13 protein-coding genes are annotated in these 12889 nt (G+C 69.5%); 11 read left to right on the plus strand and 2 right to left on the minus strand.

The window, feature by feature from the left end:
- Positions 1-10: 10 nt before the first annotated feature.
- The 6 genes from ACQPXM_RS19135 to ACQPXM_RS19160 all read left to right on the plus strand — a co-directional run bounded on the left by ACQPXM_RS19135 (position 11) and on the right by ACQPXM_RS19160 (position 4735).
- Entirely contained in the window at positions 11-739 is a 729-nt protein-coding gene (locus ACQPXM_RS19135) for an SDR family oxidoreductase (RefSeq protein WP_432950449.1), read from the plus strand.
- Positions 740-778: 39 nt separating this feature from the next.
- Positions 779-1900, plus strand: coding sequence for a CaiB/BaiF CoA transferase family protein (locus ACQPXM_RS19140; RefSeq protein WP_432950451.1), 1122 nt, complete (start codon positions 779-781; stop codon positions 1898-1900).
- A gap of 21 nt (positions 1901-1921) precedes the next feature.
- Positions 1922-3064 (plus strand): acyl-CoA dehydrogenase family protein, encoded by a 1143-nt coding sequence (locus tag ACQPXM_RS19145; protein ID WP_432950453.1) that lies wholly within the window; start codon positions 1922-1924, stop codon positions 3062-3064.
- A gap of 86 nt (positions 3065-3150) precedes the next feature.
- Positions 3151-3744, plus strand: coding sequence for a sulfite oxidase-like oxidoreductase (locus tag ACQPXM_RS19150; RefSeq protein WP_432950455.1), 594 nt, complete (start codon positions 3151-3153; stop codon positions 3742-3744).
- Positions 3714-4466, plus strand: coding sequence for a ferredoxin reductase (locus tag ACQPXM_RS19155; RefSeq protein WP_432950457.1), 753 nt, complete (start codon positions 3714-3716; stop codon positions 4464-4466). Before ACQPXM_RS19150 ends, ACQPXM_RS19155 begins: the two co-directional genes overlap by 31 nt.
- Positions 4463-4735, plus strand: a complete 273-nt coding sequence (locus ACQPXM_RS19160) for a DUF6510 family protein (RefSeq protein WP_432950459.1) — start codon at positions 4463-4465, stop codon at positions 4733-4735. Before ACQPXM_RS19155 ends, ACQPXM_RS19160 begins: the two co-directional genes overlap by 4 nt.
- Positions 4736-4823: 88 nt before the next feature.
- Here the strand turns inward: ACQPXM_RS19160 and ACQPXM_RS19165 are convergent, their stop codons facing one another.
- The gene (locus ACQPXM_RS19165; protein WP_432950461.1) at positions 4824-5573 is read right to left on the minus strand and encodes a MerR family transcriptional regulator; all 750 of its coding nucleotides are present in this window, start codon (positions 5571-5573) and stop codon (positions 4824-4826) included.
- An 87-nt stretch (positions 5574-5660) separates the two neighbouring features.
- On the opposite strand from ACQPXM_RS19165, the gene ACQPXM_RS19170 reads away from it, so the two are divergent.
- From ACQPXM_RS19170 to ACQPXM_RS19190, 5 genes are all read left to right on the plus strand, one after another.
- Complete coding sequence (locus tag ACQPXM_RS19170) at positions 5661-6878, plus strand: acetyl-CoA C-acetyltransferase (RefSeq protein WP_432950463.1); 1218 nt, start codon at positions 5661-5663, stop codon at positions 6876-6878.
- Complete coding sequence (locus tag ACQPXM_RS19175; RefSeq protein ID WP_432950465.1) at positions 6875-9019, plus strand: 3-hydroxyacyl-CoA dehydrogenase NAD-binding domain-containing protein; 2145 nt, start codon at positions 6875-6877, stop codon at positions 9017-9019. The genes ACQPXM_RS19170 and ACQPXM_RS19175 overlap by 4 nt, the downstream gene beginning before the upstream one ends.
- Positions 9020-9144: 125 nt before the next feature.
- Entirely contained in the window at positions 9145-10425 is a 1281-nt protein-coding gene (locus ACQPXM_RS19180) for an ABC transporter substrate-binding protein (protein WP_432950467.1), read from the plus strand.
- Positions 10422-11330: a carbohydrate ABC transporter permease gene (locus ACQPXM_RS19185; protein WP_432950469.1), complete on the plus strand. Its 909-nt coding sequence runs from the start codon at positions 10422-10424 to the stop codon at positions 11328-11330. Before ACQPXM_RS19180 ends, ACQPXM_RS19185 begins: the two co-directional genes overlap by 4 nt.
- Entirely contained in the window at positions 11330-12214 is an 885-nt protein-coding gene (locus ACQPXM_RS19190; protein ID WP_432950471.1) for a carbohydrate ABC transporter permease, read from the plus strand. The genes ACQPXM_RS19185 and ACQPXM_RS19190 overlap by 1 nt, the downstream gene beginning before the upstream one ends.
- A gap of 43 nt (positions 12215-12257) precedes the next feature.
- Here ACQPXM_RS19190 and ACQPXM_RS19195 read toward each other — a convergent pair whose 3' ends face one another.
- Positions 12258-12788 (minus strand): YbhB/YbcL family Raf kinase inhibitor-like protein, encoded by a 531-nt coding sequence (locus tag ACQPXM_RS19195; protein ID WP_432950473.1) that lies wholly within the window; start codon positions 12786-12788, stop codon positions 12258-12260.
- Positions 12789-12889: the final 101 nt, after the last annotated feature.

Raw genomic sequence — 12889 nt, forward strand, 5'->3', positions numbered from 1 at the left:
GGACACCACGATGAAGACGCTGCTCGTCACCGGCGGCACCGGGACCCTCGGCCGGCCCACCGTCGAACACCTTCGCGCCGCCGGCCACACGGTTCGCGTGCTCAGCCGCCGGACCGGGCCGGAGCTGGTGACCGGCGACCTGAACACCGGCGAAGGTGTCGCCGCGGCTGTCGACGGCGTGGACCTGGTCGTCCATCTCGCCACGGGGCTCGGCAAACGTGACGTCCAGCAGACCCGCAACCTGCTCGCTGCCGTTCCGGCGACGACACACGTGCTGTACATGTCGATCGTCGGCATCGACCGGAACCCGTTGCCCTACTACCGCCACAAGCTCGCGGCCGAGCGACTGGTCGAATCGCGGTCCATCTACACGATCCTGCGGGCGACGCAGTTTTACGAGCTGCTCGACCAGATCTTCGGTCTCAAGGTGCCGGCCGTCTTCGCCCCGGCGGTGACGCTGCAGCCGATCGCTGTCGAGGACGTCGCCGCGCGGCTGACCGAGCTCGTCGCTGAGCCGGTCAGCGGTCGGGCGGCGGACATCGGTGGGCCGGAACGCCGGCCGCTGCCGGAGTTCGCCCGGGTCTGGAAGGCGGCGCGGGGATCACGGCGGCCGGTGGTGCCGGTGCGCGTTCCGGGTCAGATCTTCCGGGCGTTCGCCGGTGGTGCCGCGCTCGTCGACGGGCCGCCGTACGGGACGATCACGTTCGCCGACCACCTCGGGGGTCAGCGCGCACGGTGACTTGACGACTGTGACAGTGGGACTGTCACAATGGACGGCATGGGTCCACTGAGCGGGGTCAAGGTCGTCGAGCTGGCGGGCATCGGGCCGGCGCCGTTCGGGTGCATGCTGCTGGCCGAGCTCGGCGCCGACGTCCTGCGGATCGAACGGCCCGGGGGAGGGCTGGCGATGGGCCCGCCGGAGTTCGAGCTGCTGAACCGCGGCCGGCGAAGCGTCGCGCTCGACTTGAAGAAGCCGGAAGCGGTCGCGGCGGTGCTGCAGTTGGTCGTTCGGGCCGACGCGCTGGTGGAAGGATTCCGGCCTGGCGTCGCGGAGCGGCTGGGACTCGGTCCGGACGACTGCTGGGCGGTCAACCGGCGACTGGTCTACGGGCGGATGACCGGTTGGGGTCAGGACGGTCCGCTCGCGCAGACCGCCGGGCACGACATCGACTACCTCGGCCTGTCGGGTGCGCTGCATGCGATCGGCCGCGCGGGCGGACCGCCGCAGGTTCCCGCCAACCTGCTCGGCGACTTCGCCGGCGGCTCGTTGTACCTCGTGATCGGCGTACTCGCCGCACTGCACGAGGCGCGGAGCAGCGGGCAGGGCCAAGTCGTCGACGCGGCGATCGTGGACGGCTCGGCGCACCTGACCACGATGCTGCTGGGCGCGCTGGCCGCCGGAAACTGGTCGCAGCAGCGCGGGACGAACCTGCTCGACACCGGCGCTCCGTTCTACGACGTCTACGAGACCGCGGACGGCCAGTACGTCGGCGTCGGCGCGATCGAACCCGCCTTCTACGACCAGCTCATCGCCGGTCTCGGCATCACCGTTCCCGACCGGCACGACCCGGCGAACTGGCCGGAGCTGCGCAAGCAACTCGCGGAAGCCTTTCGGCAACGCACGCAGGCCGAGTGGACCGAGGTGTTCGCCGACGCGGACGCGTGCGTCGCCCCCGTCCTGCCGCTGGCCGGTGAGCATCCGCACCTCACCGCCCGCCAGGTGTTCGTCGAGCAGGACGGAGTCCGTCAACCCGCGCCGGCGCCACGGTTCTCCCGCACTCCGACGCGGCTGGGCGATCCGCCCGCGCGGCCCGGTGAGCACACGCGGGAAGCGCTGACCGACTGGGGAATCACCGACGTCGACGACCTGCTGCGCTCCGGCGCCGCCGTACAGAACTGAACCGAACAGAGGAGACCGCCCGTGCACCGTCAGCTGTTCGACGCCGATCACGACGCCTTCCGGGAGACCGTGCGGGCCTTCTGCGACAAGGAAATCGTGCCGCACCACGACGCCTGGGAGGAGGCCGGCATCGTGCCGCGCGAGCTGTGGACGGCGGCCGGCAGCGCGGGACTGCTCGGCTTCATGGTGCCGGAACAGTACGGCGGAGGCGGCGCGCGCGACTTCCGGTTCAACGCCGTCCTGATCGAGGAGCTGACCCGGGCCCGGGCGAGTGGGGTCGGGTTCAGCATCCACACCGACATCAACTCGTCGTACCTGCTGGATTACGCCACCGACGAGCAGAAGGCGCGCTGGCTGCCGGGGTTCTGCAGCGGGGAGACGATCACCGCGATCGCGATGACCGAGCCGGGCGCGGGCAGCGATCTGCAGGGGATCCGGACGACGGCGATTCGTGACGGTGACGACTACGTGCTCAACGGCCAGAAGACGTTCATCTCGAACGGCATCCTGGCCGACCTGGTGATCGTGGTCGCGAAAACCGATCCCGACGCCGGCTATCAGGGCATCTCGCTGCTCGTCGTCGAGCGCGGTGCGCCGGGTTTCGAGCGCGGCCGCAACCTGGACAAGATCGGCCTGAAGGCGCAGGACACCGCCGAGCTGTTCTTCGACGACGTCCGGGTGCCGGTCACGAACCTGCTCGGCCAGGAGGGCCAGGGCTTCGTCCACCTGATGGAGAAGCTGCCGCAGGAACGCCTCGCGATCGCCGTCGTCGCCGCCGCGGCCTGCGAGAACGTCCTGGAGTCCACGCTGACCTACGTGAAGGAGCGCACGGCGTTCGGCCGCCCAATCGGCTCGTTCCAGAACAGCCGCTTCGTGCTGGCCGAACTGGCGACCGAGACGCAGATCGCCCGGGTGTTCGTCGATCGGTGCATCGAGGAGCTGAACGCGGGCACGCTCACCGTCAGCGAGGCCGCGATGGCGAAGTGGTGGACCACCGAGCTGCAGCAGAAGGTCGTCGACCGCTGCCTGCAGCTGTACGGGGGCTACGGCTTCATGACCGAGTCCCCGATCGCCAAGGCCTACCTCGACACCCGCGTCCAGACCATCTACGGCGGGACCACCGAGATCATGAAGGAGATCATCGGCCGCACCCTGGGAATCTGACGACCGGGGAGGTCCCTGGGGCGATTCGGCGCCAACTCGTGCCAGACTTCGGGGCAGCGGAGTCGTGGAACGAGGGAGGTCGGCTGATGGGAATCGTGTCGCCGGGGTTCACCGGCCGGCGGAGTGGGTCGGACCTGCCGCCGGGGCAGTACCTGACGCGGGACTTTCCGGTGCTGTCGGCCGGACCGACCCCGCACATCCTGCCGGAGCACTGGGAGTTCAGCATCGCCACCGAGACCGGTGAGGTGCACAAGTGGGACTGGCAGGCGTTCCTGCGGTTGCCGAGTGAGGAGATCACCCGGGACATCCACTGCGTGACGCGCTGGTCCAAGCTGCAGTCGGAGTGGAAGGGCGTCTCGCTCGACACGCTGTTCGCCGACGTCGAGACCGGCGCGGACTTCGTGATGGCGCACAGCTACGGCGGCTACACCACGAACCTGCCGCTGGAGGACCTGCTCGACGGCCAGGCCTGGATCGCCTACGAGTTCGAGGGCGAGCCGCTCGGCGCCGAGCACGGCGGTCCGGCCCGGCTGCTGGTGCCGCACCTGTACTTCTGGAAGAGCGCCAAGTGGGTCCGCGGCCTGGTGCTGTCCGACAGCGACGACCTCGGGTTCTGGGAGAGCGCGGGCTATCACGAGTACGGAGACCCATGGAAAGAACAGCGGTACGCCGGCGACTGACCTGGCAGGCCGGCACCGTCACGGAGATTCGCGAGGAGACCGCGACCGCCCGGACGATCGTGCTCGACCTGCCGGACTGGCCCGGGCACCTGGCCGGGCAGCACCTGGACGTCCGGCTCACGGCGCCGGACGGTTATCGCGCGTCCCGGTCGTACTCGATCGCGTCGGCCTGGACCGGCACCACCGTGGAGCTGACGGTCGAGCAGGTGCCGGAAGGCGAGGTGTCGTCGTACCTGGTGGGCGTGCTCGGCGTCGGTGACCAGCTGGAGGTGCGCGGCCCGGTCGGCGGCTGGTTTGTCTGGCGGCCCGACAGCACCGGCCCGATCCAGCTGATCGGCGGCGGCTCAGGCGTCGTACCGCTGATGGCGATGCTGCGCGAACACGCTCACGCCTCCAGTACGGCGCCGGCCCGGCTGCTGTACTCGGTCCGCAAACCGACCTCGGTGATCTACCGGGAGGACCTCAAGACGCTGGCGTCGTCCGACGATGTGGACCTGACCTTCGTCTACACCCGGGAGGCGCCGCCCGGCGAACCGCGGGTCGGCCGGATCGACGCCGAACTGCTCGCCGCGAAGGCTTTTCCGCCGAGCGACGAGCTGACCACCTACGTCTGCGGCCCGACGCCGTTCGTGGAGACGGTCGCCGACCTGCTGGTGGCCGCCGGCCACGACCCGACCAGGGTGAAAACCGAACGTTTCGGACCGACAGGAGGACCGCGATGACCGCGGATGTCCCGACCTACTTGGACGGCAATGCGGCGGCGGGTGCGCTCAGCGAGGTGTTCGCCGTCGACCTCACCGCTGCGACCGGCCGCTGCGCCGGCTGCGGCCGGACCGGCGTCTTCGCCGAGGCGCGCCTGTACGTCGACGCGCCCGGCCTGGTCGCCCGCTGCCCGGGCTGTGAGGACGTGCTGCTGCGCGTCGTCACCACGCCGACCGACACCTATCTCGACCTGCGTGGGCTGACCTACCTCCGCGTGCCCAACGCCTAGGGCGCTCGGCCGGAAGAAGATCCCGGCGGCCGCCGAGCAGCCGCTCAGCCGGGTGGCCTGCTCCACGACCACGACGGCCTACCGGCTGTCAGCGGCGCGGTTTGCTGCTGTTGCGCCGGACCGTGTCGCGCTGGGTCTCGCCGACCGCGCGCTCGTAGGCAAGCACCAAGCCCTGGATGGTGACCGGTTTGAAGCGCTCGACCAACTGCTGGATGTGCTCCGGTGGGCCGCCGGAGTCGCGGTAGTGCGGCCAGACCTTGGTCCGGAACACCTCGGTCAGCTCCTCGGCGATCGCCCGGCCGTGCTCGCTGAAGATCCGCCCGGCGGCGAGCACGGCGTCCACCGGCAGGTCGAGATCGAGTAGCTCGACGCCGAGGCTGAGGTGGGCGGTGGCGACCCGGAACACGTCCTCGTCGGGCGTCGGCTCGACCACGCCGAGCGCGACCAGCATCTCGATGTCGTCGTCGCTCAGCTCCCGGCCGGTACGCCGTACCAGCGCGGGCCGGTCGAGGGTCTCCGGCAGGTCGCGCATCCACGGGGTGAGCAGAGTCCGGTGCAGGGCGATGTCCTGCGGTGACGCGTTCGGCGGGATCCGCTCCAGATAACCCTCGATCGCGGACAGCGTGAAGCCGTGCGCCTGCAGTTCGCGGACCAGGTCGAGGCGCGCGATGTGCTCCGGGCCGTAGTAACCGACGCGGCCGCGGCGCACCGGCGGGGGGATCAGCCCGCGGCCCGCGTAGAACCGCAGCGTTCGCACCGTCATGCCGACCCGGGTGGAGAGTTCGTCGACGGTGAGCGTCGCTTCGTCCGTCCCGGTCTCCGAGCTCGCTGCGGCCATGGCGGAGATCTTAGTCACCCGCCCTTGACCACTGTGACACCATCGCTGTCACAATCGGTCTGTTCACCTCAGACGACGGGACGCCCCATGACCGAAGCCTTCCTGTACGACGCGATCCGGACCCCTCGCGGCAAGGGCAAGCCGACCGGCGCCCTGCACGAGGTGAAGCCGATCCAGCTGGTCACCGGCCTGCTCGGCGAGCTGCGCGCGCGGCATCCGGACCTCGACCCGGCGGCGATCGACGACGTCGTGCTCGGTGTGGTCACCCCGATCGGCGACCAGGGCATGGACATCGCCCGGACCGCCGTCCTGGCCGCGGGCTACCCGGAGACCACCGGCGGGGTGCAGCTCAACCGCTTCTGCGCGTCCGGCCTCGAAGCGGTGAACCAGGCGGCCCAGCGGGTCCGCTCCGGCTGGGAGGACTTCATCCTGGCCGGTGGCGTCGAGTCGATGTCCCGGGTGCCGATGGGCTCCGACGGCGGCGCGTGGGCGATGGACCCGGAGACCGCGCTGCGGACCGGCTTCGTCCCGCAGGGCGTCAGCGCCGACCTGATCGCGACGATCGACGGTTTCTCCCGCACCGACGTCGACGCGTACGCCGCCGAGTCGCACGCCCGCGCCGCGAAGGCCTGGGCGAACGGATACTTCGCCCGTTCCGTCGTACCGGTCGACGACCGCAACGGTCTGCGGATCCTCGACCACGACCAGCTCGTCCGGCCCGGTACGACGGTCGAGACGCTCGCCGGGCTGCCGCCGTCGTTCGCGGCGATCGGTGAACACGGCGGGTTCGACGCGGTCGCGCTGGAGAAGTACGTGACGGTCGAGCGGATCGAGCACGTGCACCACGCCGGCAACTCCTCCGGCATCGTGGACGGCGCAGCGCTGGTGGCCGTCGGCAACGAAAAGGCCGGCGAAGCGCTCGGCCGGGCGCCGCGCGGCCGGGTCGTCGCGGCCGCGGTGAGCGGCGCGGACCCGACGATCATGCTGACCGGCCCCGCGCCCGCCGCCCGCAAGGCGCTGGCCAAGGCCGGGCTCGCGGTGAGCGACATCGACCTGTTCGAGATGAACGAGGCGTTCGCCGCCGCGGTCCTGCACTTCATGGCCGACCTGGGCGTGCCGCACGAGAAGGTCAACGTGAACGGCGGGGCGATCGCGCTCGGGCACCCGCTCGGGGCCACCGGCGCGATGCTGATCGGAACCCTGCTGGACGAGCTGGAGCGGCGCGAGCTCCGCTACGGTCTGGCCACCCTGTGCGTCGGCGGCGGCATGGGCGTCGCGACCATCATCGAGAGGCTGGCGGCATGATCTCCTGGACCGAGCACAACGGGATCGTCACGCTGACGATGGACGATCCGGACGCGTCGGCGAACACGATGAACGAGCTCTACCTGAGCTCGATGGCCGCGACGGTCGAGCGGCTGCAGGCGGAGAAGGAGTCACTGGTGGGCGTCGTGGTCACCAGCGCGAAGAAGACGTTCTTCGCCGGTGGCAACCTGCGGCTGATCTCGCAGGCCCGGCCCGAGGACGCCGCGCAGCTGTTCGAGACGGTCGAGGAGATCAAGCGCCAGCTCCGGATCCTGGAGACGCTCGGCGTTCCGGTGGTGGCCGCGATCAACGGGTCGGCGCTCGGCGGCGGACTGGAGATCGCGCTCGCCTGTCATCACCGGATCGTTGCCGATGACAACAGCATCGAACTCGGCGTACCGGAGGTGACGCTCGGGCTGCTGCCCGGCGGCGGTGGTGTGACGCGGGCGGTGCGGATGCTCGGCCTGCAGGACGCGCTGATGAACGTTCTGCTGCAGGGGCAGCGGATGAAGCCCGCGCACGCGCGGTCGGTGGGCATCGTCGACGAGGTCGTGCCCGCGGACCAGCTGCTGTCCCGCGCGACGGACTGGATCGAGGCGTACGACGGCGACGCCAAGCAGCCCTGGGATCGTGACGGCTACAAGATCCCGGGCGGTACGCCGGCCTCGCCGAAGCTGGCCGAGTTCCTGCCGGCCTTCCCGGCCAACCTGCGCAAGCAGCTCAAGGGTGCGCCCTACCCGGCGCCGCCGGCGATTCTGAGCGCGGCGGTCGAAGGCAGCCAAGTCGACTTCGCCACCGCGTCGCGGATCGAGTCGCGGTACTTCGTCTCGCTGGCGACCGGGCAGATCGCGAAGAACCTGATCACCGCGTTTTTCGTCGAGCTGCAGGCGATCAACGCCGGGGCGTCCCGGCCGGACGGCGTACCGGCGTACCGGGCCCGCAAGGTGGGCGTGCTCGGCGCCGGGATGATGGGGGCCGGGATCGCCTACTCCTGCGCGAAGGTGGGCCTCGAGGTCGTGCTCAAGGACGTCTCGCTGGAGGCGGCCGAGAAGGGCAAGCAGTACTCGGAGAGGCTGCTCGCCAAGCAGGTCAAGAAGGGACGGGCAACGCCGGAGAAGGCGGCGGCGTTCCTCAGCCTGATCAGGCCGACGGCCGACCCGAACGACCTGGCCGGCTGTGATCTGGTGATCGAGGCGGTGTTCGAGAGCGAGGAGCTCAAGCAGAAGGTCTTCGCTGAGATCGCCGGCGTGGTCGAGCCCGACGCGCTGCTGTGCTCGAACACCTCGACGCTGCCGATCACCTCGTTGGCCGACGGGATCGATCGACCGGATGACTTCATCGGCATGCACTTCTTCTCGCCGGTCGACCGGATGCCGCTGGTCGAGCTGATCGTGGGGGAGAAGACCTCCGATCGCGCGCTGGCCAAGGCCTACGACGTCGTCCGCCAGATCGGGAAGACGCCGATCGTGGTGAACGACAGCAGGGGATTCTTCACCTCCCGCGTGTTCGGCACGCTCGTGATGGAAGGCGCCGCGATGGTTGCCGAGGGCGTCGACCCGGTGACGATCGAGCGGGCCGCGACCCAGATGGGCTTCCCGGCGCCGCCGCTGGCGATGCTGGACGAGGTGACGCTGACGCTTCCGCAGAAGATCCGCGACGCGGCCCGGGCGGCCGGGGACAACGCGGGCGCCTTCGGTGAGCACCCGGGCATGGCGGTCACCGATCGGCTGGTGACCGAGTTCGACCGGCGCGGAAAGGCGGCCGGCGCGGGCTTCTACGACTACCCGGCCGACGGGCCCAAGCGGTTGTGGCGCGGACTGTGGCAACACTTCGGCGCGGGGACCGCCGAGGTGCCGTTCGGCGATCTGCAGGAGCGGCTGACGTTCGCGATGTCGCTGGAGACCGTGAAGTGCCTCGACGAGGGCGTGCTGCGATCGGTTGCCGACGCCAACCTCGGATCCATCCTCGGCATCGGCTTCCCACCGTTGTACGGCGGCGCTCTGCAGTACGTCAACCAGTACGCCGGTGGCCTGCCCGGCTTCGTCGCCCGGGCCCGCGAACTCGCCGCGTCGTACGGCGAACGCTTCGAGCCCCCGGCGCTGCTGGTCTCGCTGGCCACTCAAGGGAAACGTTTCAGCTGAGCGGTTCCGCGGTCTTGCGCGAGCGGCGATTTTCGTTCATTGTCGGATCACTTCTCCAACGATTCACGTAGTGCCGACCCCTCCGGGACCCCCGGGTCCCGGACGCTGCTCGCGGAGGTGGAGTGATGGCTGCCCGTCGCCCGAATGCCGGTCTGTCCCGGCGCGATCTGCTCAAACGAACCGGCGGCCTGGCCGCCCTCGCCGCGTTCACCGCCGCCTGCGGCGGCAACACCGGGCGCCCCGCGGGCAGCGGGGGAGGTGGCGGCAAACCCGCGCTCGCGCAGTGGTACCACCAGTACGGCGAGACCGGGACCCGCGAGGCCGCGCTCAAGTACGCCAAGGCGTACGGCGACGCGACGGTCAGCGTGCAGTGGACGCCGGGCGACTACGGCGCCAAGCTGTCGTCGGGACTGCTGTCCAGCAAGGGCCCTGACGTCTTCGAGAGCCAGTTGAACATCGCGATGGTGAAGAGCAACCAGGTGGTCGCGCTGGACGATCTGCTGGAGGGCGTGAAGGACGACTTCAGCGCCGAGGACCTGGCCACCAACACGGTCGACGGCAAGGTCTACGGGATCCGGATGATCGTCGACCCGCAGGTGATCTACTACCGCAAGAGCCTGTTCGACAAGGCCGGGATCCAGCCGCCGCAGACGATCGACGACCTGATCGCGGCGGCCAAGACGCTCACCACCGACAAGGTCAAGGGCATCTTCGTCGGCAACGACGGCGGCCTGGCGCTCGGCGGTCCGGCGCTGTGGTCGTCCGGCGGCGCGTACCTGACCAAGGACAACCAGCCCGGCTTCACCGGCGACCGTGCGGCGCTGGCCTTCAGCAAGTTGCGCGAGCTGTACACCAGCAAGGCGACGTTGCTCGGCGCACCGACCGACTGGACCGATCCCGGAGCGTTCCTGCAGGGCCTGGTGGCGATGCAGTGGATCGGGATGTGGGCGCTGCCGGCGATGCAGAAGGCGTTCGGCGACGACCTCGGCGTGTTCGCGTTCCCGGCGCTGGACGCGCAGGGCACGCCGGCGGTCTACTCCGGCGGCTGGACGCAGTTCGTGTCGGCCAAGAGCGCGAACGTCGACGCGGCGAAGAAGTTCGTCAAGTGGCTGTGGATCGACCAGGCGGAGTTCCAGGAGGACTGGTGCCTGAACTACGGCTTCCACATCCCGCCGCGCAAGAGCCTGGCCGCCAAGGCCGCGAAGCTGCAGGCCGGTGCCGCGGCCGAGACGGTGAAGCTGAACGAGCAGTACGGCCGCACCGACAACCCGGCCTGGACGCCGAAGATGGGCACCGCCTTCGGTGACATGCTGACCAACATCATCCGCAAGGGCGCCGATCCGGCCGCCGAGATCAGCAAGGCCGAGAAGACCGTCGGCACGGAACTGTCCCGGCTGTTCGGATGAGCCGGCGCACCACCTCGAGGGGCATCGCCGGCACCACCTGGTCGTTCTGGCTGTTCGTCGGGCCGTTCGTGATCGGCCTGCTGATCTTCAGCTACCTGCCGATCCTGTGGAGTCTGGTGCTGAGCTTCTTCGAGGCCCAGAACACCGTCACCCCGACCAAGTTCGTCGGCGTGCAGAACTACGTCGACATGCTGACCGACGACAACTTCCTGTCCAGCCTCGGCACGTTCTCGGTGTTCGCGCTGTTCATCGTGCCGCTGACCTTCGTGCTGTCGCTGGCGCTGGCCCTGCTGGTCAACCAGGTGAAGGTGGCCCGCGCGTTCTTCCGGTCGGTGTTCTTCCTGCCCACCGCGTGCTCGTACGTCGTGGCGTCGCTGATCTGGAAGTTGTCGATCTTCAACGGCGTCCGGTTCGGCCTGGCCAACACCGTGCTCGGCTGGTTCGGCATCGAGCAGATCGCCTGGCTGTCGACCGTGGACCCGCCCTGGTACTGGATCCCGATCATCACCGTCCGGCTGTGGCTGCAGCTCGGTTTCTACATGATCCTGTTCATCGCCGGCTTGCAGCGGATCTCGCCGGCGCTGTACGAGGCGGCGTACGTGGACGGCGCGAAACCGGGCTGGCAGGTGTTCCGCCACATCACCTGGCCGCAGCTGCGGGCGACGGCGGTCGCGGTGCTGATCCTGAACCTGATCGCGGCGTACCAGGCCTTCGACGAGTTCTACAACCTGCTCGGCAACGTCAACTTCGCCCGGCCGCCGCTGGTCTACCTGTACGGGATCTCGCTCGGCACGATCCAGGACCTCGGGCGCGGCAGCGCGGGCGCGCTGATCCTGGCGGCGATCATCATGGTGGTCACCTTGCTGCAGAACAAGATCTTCGGGTTCGGAAAGGCGGGGGACTGATGGCCACGGCGGAGCGCACCACCGGGACGCCGCAGCCGATCGGATACTCCCGCAGCCGGCTCGGCCGGATCACCCAGGCCCTGCGCTGGGTCGCGCTGGCGATCGCGGTGGTCCTGTTCCTGCTGCCGTTCTACCTGGTACTGCGCAACGCGCTGGCGACCGAGGCCGACATCACGGCGCCGGACTGGACGCTGTTCCCCAAAGAACTGCAATGGGGCAACGTCAGCGAGCTGTTCAACGACGAGAGCGTGCCGATCGCCCGGGCACTGTGGAACTCGGCGGTGGTCGGCGTGCTCGGGACCGGCGGGCAGTTGCTGCTGGCATCGATGGCCGGCTACGGCCTGGCCCGGATCCCGTACCGGCACGCCGACAAGGTCTTCTACGCCGTGGTGGCGACGCTGATGATCCCCGGCGCGGTGACGTTCATCCCGACCTTCGTCGTGGTCTCGTCGCTGGGCTGGGTCAGCTCGCTGCGCGGACTGATCATCCCGACACTGTTCAGTGGGTTCGCCGCGTTCCTGTTCCGGCAGTACTTCCTGAGCTTCCCGCGCGAACTCGAGGAGGCCGCGCGGGTCGACGGCGCCGGGTACTTCGGTACGTTCTGGCGGATCGTCGTGCCCAACTCGCTGCCGTTCTTCGCGGCGATCGCGGCGATCACCTTCATCGGCAACTGGAACTCGTTCCTGTGGCCGCTGGTGATCGGGCAGGACTCGTCGTCATGGACCATCCAGGTCGCGCTGTCCACCTTCGTCACCGCGCAGACGATCAACATCCACGAGCTGTTCATGGCGGTGGCCGTGTCGATCCTGCCGCTGGTGCTGATCTTCGCGTTCCTGCAGCGCTACCTGATCCAGGGCGTGACCCAGTCGGGCATCAAGGACTGAGGACCCGTACGGCGGGGAGCCGGGCTCCCCGCCGTACAGGCTGTCACTCGGCCGTCTGGTAAACCGGCGTGGCGATCGCGCGGGCCAGGGTGTGGAAGGCCAGGTTGAAGCTGACCACCGCCGCACTGGCCTCCTCGTCGACGTCCAGCTTCTCGACGTCGAGCGCATGCACGACGAAGTAGTAGCGGTGCGCCGGGTCGCCGGCCGGCGGGGCCGCGCCGCCGTAGTTCTTCGTGCCGTAGTCGTTGCGGACGTGGAACGCGCCGTTCGACAGCCGCTCGGTCGCGCCGGCGCCGGCCGGCAGCTCGGTGACGTCGGCGGGCAGGTTGACCAGCACCCAGTGCCAGAACCCGGACGGGGTCGGCGCGTCGGGGTCGTAGCAGGTCACCACGAAGCCCTTGGTCTCCGCCGGGAACCCAGACCAGCTGAGCTGCGGCGACGTGTTGCCGGCGGCAAAGACCTGGGCGTCGGCGAGCGGCTCGCCGTCGGTGAAGTCGGTACTGGTGACGGTGAAGGAGCCCACCGCGGGCAGCTTCTCGTACGGGTCCTGCGCGACCGGCCGTTCGAGCGACATCTGTGATCCTCCCGGGATCTCGCGACGTGTGGTGATTCCGACATTACTGTCCATCTGTCGCGCACTCCGGGCGGGGCACGGTCGCGGAGATGGGAAGATCA

The sequence above is a fragment of the Kribbella sp. CA-253562 genome, assembly GCF_050942265.1.
Lineage (GTDB): Bacteria > Actinomycetota > Actinomycetes > Propionibacteriales > Kribbellaceae > Kribbella.

Coding starts and splice junctions, on each gene's coding strand:
- ACQPXM_RS19135 (WP_432950449.1), top strand. CDS start 11: ATGAAGACGCTGCTCGTCACCGGCGGCACCGGGACCCTCGGCCGGCCC.
- ACQPXM_RS19140 (WP_432950451.1), top strand. CDS start 779: ATGGGTCCACTGAGCGGGGTCAAGGTCGTCGAGCTGGCGGGCATCGGG.
- ACQPXM_RS19150 (WP_432950455.1), top strand. CDS start 3,151: ATGGGAATCGTGTCGCCGGGGTTCACCGGCCGGCGGAGTGGGTCGGAC.
- ACQPXM_RS19155 (WP_432950457.1), top strand. CDS start 3,714: ATGGAAAGAACAGCGGTACGCCGGCGACTGACCTGGCAGGCCGGCACC.
- ACQPXM_RS19160 (WP_432950459.1), top strand. CDS start 4,463: ATGACCGCGGATGTCCCGACCTACTTGGACGGCAATGCGGCGGCGGGT.
- ACQPXM_RS19165 (WP_432950461.1), bottom strand. CDS start 5,573: ATGGCCGCAGCGAGCTCGGAGACCGGGACGGACGAAGCGACGCTCACC.
- ACQPXM_RS19170 (WP_432950463.1), top strand. CDS start 5,661: ATGACCGAAGCCTTCCTGTACGACGCGATCCGGACCCCTCGCGGCAAG.
- ACQPXM_RS19175 (WP_432950465.1), top strand. CDS start 6,875: ATGATCTCCTGGACCGAGCACAACGGGATCGTCACGCTGACGATGGAC.
- ACQPXM_RS19180 (WP_432950467.1), top strand. CDS start 9,145: ATGGCTGCCCGTCGCCCGAATGCCGGTCTGTCCCGGCGCGATCTGCTC.
- ACQPXM_RS19185 (WP_432950469.1), top strand. CDS start 10,422: ATGAGCCGGCGCACCACCTCGAGGGGCATCGCCGGCACCACCTGGTCG.
- ACQPXM_RS19190 (WP_432950471.1), top strand. CDS start 11,330: ATGGCCACGGCGGAGCGCACCACCGGGACGCCGCAGCCGATCGGATAC.
- ACQPXM_RS19195 (WP_432950473.1), bottom strand. CDS start 12,788: ATGTCGCTCGAACGGCCGGTCGCGCAGGACCCGTACGAGAAGCTGCCC.